The sequence below is a fragment of the Salibacterium salarium genome (genome assembly GCF_030813635.1).
Taxonomy (GTDB): domain Bacteria; phylum Bacillota; class Bacilli; order Bacillales; family Marinococcaceae; genus Salibacterium; species Salibacterium salarium.
Window position 1 is genome coordinate 430,439 of record NZ_JAUSUM010000004.1, and the last position, 6,369, is coordinate 436,807.

Consider the following 6,369-nt stretch of genomic DNA (forward strand, 5'->3'; position numbering starts at 1 on the left):
ACCGGGGATAGCTCCTTTTTGTAAGTAGGGAATCTTGAAATGTGCCGCATTGCTGATCGTCAACAAGAGAGTACCTCGACTGAATCTTTTCGGGGACCTCCCTCGTTTTACATATACTCTTCATCATCCACCTGAATGGTATTGTCTTCTTGATGAAAACTAAAAAAGCTTTCGACTAAACGATCCAAATGTTCAAGTTGCTCATTATATTCCATAATATGTGATAAGACGGGGAGAACATGTAACCACTCTTCTCTTGTTATATCTCCATAATTATATAAGTTCATAAATAAATCCGTTAAAGAAACCTTCCCTTTATCTATTTCTTCGCCCATTTCTTCGGTTAACGGAGTGTTTACTTTCCCTCTATACCGAAGTAAAATTCTGTCGTGATAATCAGTAAGATGATCCAATTGCTCTCTAATACTCTTTTGCATATGCTCGGGCATACGGTTTAGTTCATTTTCATATTTGTCAAAGGACTTGAGAATAGTGAAAACTTTCTTTAAAGCAATAATCATTTGTTTGAACACGACCAGTTTACGTGCTTTTCCCAGTTTACTTTTTAAGAAATAGTTCCTTTCTTCTTTATAAAGTAAATATAAATTATCCAAAGTAACGATGGATTCGTTGATTCTTGGAATATCTTTTTTTAAGGAACGTTGATTGGTTTCATATCTTGTGATTAGACGGATCCAACGTATTATCTCTTCTGTTAGGTTCGATGTTTTGTGATAAATTTTGGTTTCATGTTTAGGCGGTAGAAAGACAAAGTTTATGATGAAAGCTGATATTACCCCCAACATAACCAAAGAAAATCGTTCTCCTGCAAAAAGAAGAAATTGGTCAGCAGGATTCCCCATGATAATAATGATTGTCACGAGCGCTAAGGAAATCGAAGAGGTATCTAACTTTAATTTTAAGATGATGCCAATTGCCAGCATGACACCTACACCAATAATGACCGGTTCGTGTCCGAATGTCACAGCAAGAACAATAGCTATAATGGCACCTATTACATTAGCCTGTATTTGATCTATAATAGTTTGAAATGTTTTATAGATAGAAGGTTGTATGGCAAAGGTAGCAGAAATAGCCGCAAAGAAAGCAGGATGAAGACCAATCCAGCGAGCGGCATATATAGCGAGCACAATCGCAAGTCCGGTTTTAAAAATTCTAGCCCCGAGTTTCATGAAAATAGAGTATCCTTTCTGTCCCTGCACACTAAGAAGGGGTAGTAATCATTTAACGGGAATCTAATGGTGTCTCCTCGTTCTTTTTTGTGTTCTCAAATATTAATTTTGCCTGCTCTGCAGACTGTTTGTCTATAAAGTAGGCAATCGCTGCTTTACACAACGACCAAGTGGCAATAGACGCTATCGTGCCTGAAATAACATGTCCAGCACCTGGAAAAGCGACTTTGCTGAGTGAGCGGGCAGCTTGCCTGAAAGCATATGCGGCACCAACGTTGACGCCTAACGCACCAATAAACTCCATGATGCTCTTTCGGTTTAAGTCTCTGCCGGAAATGTAAGCGATACTTGTGATCATCGAGATTTGCACACCTGTAATAATAGGCATGTCTGCAATGGGGATAGGTTGAGCTCCCAGCCCTCCATTTATAGCGGATGCACTTTTTCCGATGGTTGTCGCTATGCTTTTTTGAATCGATTGGGCCTGAGTAATCTTAGCCCATTGCAGCCATGTACTGCCAGGCAGATGATTAAGTAAATAATAAAGAATTTCTTCCATATTCCAACGTCGGTCGTATATAATTTTCTCTTCTTTAAATGCCATATAAGCACAAACAGGAAGAACTTGAATAACTCCCTCTATTTCATCTTTCAGTTTCCCTTCCAAATGGGAAGAAGCATGGTCAATATTTTGTCGTTTTTCTTTTTCAAACGGCGGTTCTGTGTCATAGACAGGATCTAACTCATCTACTTGGGTTACGATTCCGACAACGGGAGGAATATAATTATGGATTTTTTCTACATATGTTCTTAGTTCTTGCAATTGTTCAATATCCTCTTTGATACGCGCATCTACTTCTTTTGCTTTAACGAAAAACAAAAACACATCAGGACATTTTGTTTTCAAAGAATGCTTCACTTCAGAAAGAGAATCTGTTTCATTTGTCTTTTCTTCAGGAGTTGTTCCTTCTCCAAGCCCTCTTGTGTCCAACATGTCCATAGCAGTTGTTTCATTATCCGCTTTATGAAAAGAATGCCATCTCCCGCGGCCGGTTTGCGCTTTGACAGACCCTATTTCCGTAACTGGCGATTGAAAGACAGCGTTAATAAAAGTTGATTTTCCAGAACCACGTCTTCCAACAACGACAAAGCGAGGGGAGCGATAATCAAGAAATATATCTTCAAGCCTACTGATTTCACCTTCGATTTGTTTTTTTACCGGTCCTGGTAGTTTAGGAAGTAATTTATGGCGCATAAGACGAATCGGTTCTTGAAACCATGCCTTTTCATGGTTCATATTGCGTCCCCCATTTCCTCGTGTTTACTTTACTCATTCCCGCATGGTAGGAGAAATAATCATCTACTATAGACTTTCACTCATTTCTTTAAATGTTTGTTCTGCAGCAGTTAGAGTTTCATTAATATCTTGGTGAGTGTGCGCAATTGTAAGAAACCATGCTTCGTATTTAGAGGGGGCTAAATTTATTCCTCTATCAAGCATCTTATGGAAAAATTGTTGAAATAGCCTGTCATCACTCATGTCAGCGTCTTCATAGTTTGTCACTTTTTGAGTAGTGAAAAATAAGGTCAAAGCTCCGCAGCGCCGGTTGATCGTACCGGGGATATTATAATTCGTCATTAATTTGTTGAGCCCTTGTTCTAACTGTGCTCCCAAATCTTCTAATTTTTCATAAGTTCCTTCTTGTTGTAAGACTTCTAAGCAGGCGATGCCGGCGCTGATAGAAGCTGGATTGCCGGACATCGTTCCGGCTTGATAGGCAGGTCCCAATGGAGCAACGTTTTCCATAATGTCAACCCTTCCTCCGTATGCACCTATTGGAAGACCGCCACCGATAATTTTCCCCATTGCCGTCATATCTGGAGTAACTCCTAGCAGGTTTTGTGCTCCTCCATAGGTGAAACGAAAAGCAGTTATGACTTCGTCGTAAATGACTAAAGCTCCTGCATCGTGGGTGAGTTCATTTACTTTTTCTAAAAATCCCGGGGCAGGGTCGACTATACCAAAGTTACCAACGATGGGTTCGACTAAAACAGCAGCGATTTCATTCCCCCATTTTTTCAAAACTTCTGCTAACGCATTAGAATCATTAAATGGAACTGTAATTACTTCTTCAGCTATATTAGCTGTTACTCCAGCAGAATCCGGTGAACCCAACGTTGCAGGACCAGATCCCGCTGTAACGAGAACAAGATCAGAATGGCCATGGTAGCATCCAGCAAATTTAACAATTTTGTTGCGCCCGGTGTAGGCTCTTGCCACTCGAATTGTGGTCATTACTGCCTCTGTACCGGAATTGACAAAACGTACTTTTTCTAGAGAAGGAATGGCGTTTTTAAGCATTTTGGCAAACTGGTTTTCAAGAATAGTTGGGGTTCCGTATAGTGTTCCATTTTCAGCAGCTTTTGTAATCGCATGTGTAATATGAGGGTGGGCATGGCCGGTAATGATAGGACCGTAAGCTCCTAAAAAATCAATGTAATGATTTCCATCCACATCGTAAAAATACGCTCCTTTTCCTTTTTCCATAAAAACAGGAGTACCTCCACCAACACCTTTAAACGATCGGGAAGGGCTGTTCACCCCGCCGACAATATGTTCACAAGCTTCGCTATATAATAGTTCTGATTGTTTCGTATTCATTAGTTATACCTCCTAAAAAGTGAAAAATTTCAATACATATTGTACCATGAAGATTAGACAACGTAGAAATTTGTTCCGTTATGTTTAAAACGAAACGAGAAAAAGAAAGGAAGATAATAAAGATGGAAGAAGAAATGAAAGGACAGCCCGCGCCAGACTTTACATTACCAGCTAGTAATGGAGAAAACATAAGTCTTTCGGATTATGAAGGTAACAATGTTATTGTTTATTTTTATCCAAAAGATATGACCCCGGGGTGCACAACAGAAGCGTGTGATTTCCGAGACTATACCGATGAATTTAAACAATACAACACGGAAATTATAGGGATAAGCCCTGATCCGATTGAAAAACATCAAAAATTCATTGATAAACACGGACTACCTTTTTTATTACTGGCCGATGAAAATAAAGAAGCGGCGGAAGCATATGGAGTCTGGCAATTGAAGAAAAACTTCGGGAAAGAAAGTATGGGTATTGTACGTTCGACTTTCGTCATTAATAAAAACGGCACAATAGTAGAGGAATGGAAAAATGTAAAGGTGAAGAATCATGTAGAGGAAACTCTCGCATATATAAAAGAAAACCTGTAATGTTGTTCTTCAATATATACTGATTTGTCAAATACAAAACAATTATAACGTGGTATAATGAAAGGGTAACAGAACGGCCGGAGGGTTTTATTAATGAAATTAATGATTTGCATTGTTAATAATTTCTACACACCTGAAATTGAGAAAGAGATGAATAAAAAAGGTTACCGTATGACTGAGCTTTCAAGCAGTGGTGGATTCTTGAAAAGAGGAAGTACGACTTTTTTATTTGGTGTCCAGACTGAAGAACTGGCGACTTTAAAAGAAGATTTAAAAAATACCTGCATATCTTTTGAAGAAAAAAAGGGAAAAAGAGCTGATGCTCCCCGTCGTTTTACATCGTTTGTTTTATCAGCGGAGGATGCTGCTTTTTTTACACAAGGTTCACCGTCTTAGGCTAAAAAGGGCCCTTTCATTGACATTATTTGTTGCCATCATATAGAATTGTTTATAAGAATTATAATGTAAGAATTGGTATTTGGAGAAAGTGAGGTGCATGACGATGGCGAATGAACAACTTCAAGAAGCAGTTAATGCTCTTAAAAATACGAAGGTTCGCATGACTCCGCAACGTCATGCCATTTTGGAATATTTGTATGATTCGATGAGCCATCCGACGGCAGATGACATTTATAAGGCACTCGAAAGCAAATTCCCAAACATGAGCGTTGCCACAGTATATAATAATCTTCGTGTATTTAAAAATGTAGGTATTGTTAGAGAACTAACTTACGGGGACTCATCAAGTCGTTTTGATTGTGTTACTACAGATCATTACCATGTTATTTGCTCAGACTGCGGAAAAATTGTTGACTTTCATTATCCAGGATTGGATGAAGTAGAGACATTAGCGGAGCATGTGACAGGATTTAAAGTTCACGATCACCGTATGGAAATATACGGTTCGTGCCAAGAATGTAAAAATATGTCGCACTAACAGTAAAAAAAGAGCTCAAACAAAGAGCTCTTTTTTTACGTATTATTATGGGATTTACGATTATATTTAGGATCGAATTCCTTTCCTTCGAGCTCGGGGTCCATAGTTAACGGTTCATCGCAGTACATACAAACGTCCACCTTACCTAACACTTTTGTGATTTTACCACAGTTAGGACATTCGACTTTCACTGTACTAGTAGAAATCATTCCAATCCAAAAATAGACTCCGCTGCTCGCTATGACAAAAATAAAGCCTAAAATCATGGTTATAGTCATAATAATGGGAGAAGAGTCGAAAAATAAACCGATGTACATAATAAAAATCCCTATAAATACTAAAGACAGGGCAAACGTTCTGATTCTATTGATTTTATTCATACCTTTTGTTGCCATTAAATACCCTCCTAAAGACAAAGTATAGCATAAAATAAGTTTTCTACATACGTTCTGATAAGGAAATTATAATGATAAATAAATTTCGAAAAAATAACTATAGGGTGGTGAAAATAATAGGTACAATTGTACTCTATCTCTAATAAGTTAATATATATGCGAACGAAAATAGCTGTGTTAGGTGGTTAAATGGGGGTGTGTTGTGAGGTTTTGAATTTTTTAAATGAAAATAAAAAAATATTATCGTTTTTATTGACTCGTAAAAAGCAAGGTGATATAGTGATTACTGTCGCTGTTCAGACAGCACATTCACCGAAAGAGTTGAAAAGTTAATCACATTCATTTAAAAAATGTGTTGACAGCGGTGAAGAGAAAATGATAAATTATAAAAGTCGCCAATTGAGGCGAAGAAACAAGAAATAAAAGTTGTTCTTTGAAAATTGAATGAAAGTCAAGCGTCTGTCAATTCAAGCAACAAATATCGATTCAACATCGATTGAATCAATCAGTTAGAATCAAACATCTTTTTATTGGAGAGTTTGATCCTGGCTCAGGACGAACGCTGGCGGCGTGCCTAATACATGCAAGT

The 6,369-nt window shown here is 38.0% G+C and carries 7 protein-coding genes and 1 rRNA gene; 4 read left to right on the forward strand and 4 right to left on the reverse strand.

All coding sequences use genetic code 11. The annotated features are described in order from the left end of the window. Positions 1-107 precede the first annotated feature (107 nt). From J2S78_RS16285 to J2S78_RS16295, 3 genes are all read right to left on the reverse strand, one after another. Complete coding sequence (locus tag J2S78_RS16285) at positions 108-1,193, reverse strand: FUSC family protein (RefSeq protein ID WP_306900253.1); 1,086 nt, start codon at positions 1,191-1,193, stop codon at positions 108-110. A 52-nt stretch (positions 1,194-1,245) separates the two neighbouring features. Further along, a complete protein-coding gene (locus J2S78_RS16290; protein ID WP_306900255.1) occupies positions 1,246-2,490 on the reverse strand; it encodes a GTPase family protein in 1,245 nt (414 codons plus the stop codon). 66 nt (positions 2,491-2,556) lie between these two features. Beyond that, the gene (locus J2S78_RS16295) at positions 2,557-3,855 is read right to left on the reverse strand and encodes a glutamate-1-semialdehyde 2,1-aminomutase (RefSeq protein ID WP_306900257.1); all 1,299 of its coding nucleotides are present in this window, start codon (positions 3,853-3,855) and stop codon (positions 2,557-2,559) included. Between the two features lie 122 nt (positions 3,856-3,977). Between J2S78_RS16295 and bcp the strand changes: the two genes are divergently transcribed. The 3 genes from bcp (at position 3,978) to perR (ending at position 5,385) form a co-directional block, all read left to right on the forward strand. After that, complete coding sequence (bcp, locus tag J2S78_RS16300) at positions 3,978-4,448, forward strand: thioredoxin-dependent thiol peroxidase (protein WP_306900260.1); 471 nt, start codon at positions 3,978-3,980, stop codon at positions 4,446-4,448. Between the two features lie 93 nt (positions 4,449-4,541). Beyond that, positions 4,542-4,844, forward strand: coding sequence for a cyclic-di-AMP receptor (locus J2S78_RS16305; protein WP_306900261.1), 303 nt, complete (start codon positions 4,542-4,544; stop codon positions 4,842-4,844). Between the two features lie 106 nt (positions 4,845-4,950). Next, complete coding sequence (perR, locus tag J2S78_RS16310) at positions 4,951-5,385, forward strand: peroxide-responsive transcriptional repressor PerR (RefSeq protein ID WP_125556782.1); 435 nt, start codon at positions 4,951-4,953, stop codon at positions 5,383-5,385. 35 nt (positions 5,386-5,420) lie between these two features. On the opposite strand, the gene J2S78_RS16315 is transcribed toward perR, so the two are convergent. Further along, positions 5,421-5,780, reverse strand: coding sequence for a YgzB family protein (locus J2S78_RS16315; protein ID WP_306900262.1), 360 nt, complete (start codon positions 5,778-5,780; stop codon positions 5,421-5,423). 527 nt (positions 5,781-6,307) lie between these two features. Between J2S78_RS16315 and J2S78_RS16320 the strand changes: the two genes are divergently transcribed. Next, positions 6,308-6,369 (forward strand): 16S ribosomal RNA (locus J2S78_RS16320); the annotation flags it as partial.

Coding starts and splice junctions, on each gene's coding strand:
- perR (WP_125556782.1), top strand. CDS start 4,951: ATGGCGAATGAACAACTTCAAGAAGCAGTTAATGCTCTTAAAAATACG.
- J2S78_RS16290 (WP_306900255.1), bottom strand. CDS start 2,490: ATGAACCATGAAAAGGCATGGTTTCAAGAACCGATTCGTCTTATGCGC.
- J2S78_RS16305 (WP_306900261.1), top strand. CDS start 4,542: ATGAAATTAATGATTTGCATTGTTAATAATTTCTACACACCTGAAATT.
- J2S78_RS16285 (WP_306900253.1), bottom strand. CDS start 1,193: ATGAAACTCGGGGCTAGAATTTTTAAAACCGGACTTGCGATTGTGCTC.
- bcp (WP_306900260.1), top strand. CDS start 3,978: ATGGAAGAAGAAATGAAAGGACAGCCCGCGCCAGACTTTACATTACCA.
- J2S78_RS16315 (WP_306900262.1), bottom strand. CDS start 5,780: ATGGCAACAAAAGGTATGAATAAAATCAATAGAATCAGAACGTTTGCC.
- J2S78_RS16295 (WP_306900257.1), bottom strand. CDS start 3,855: ATGAATACGAAACAATCAGAACTATTATATAGCGAAGCTTGTGAACAT.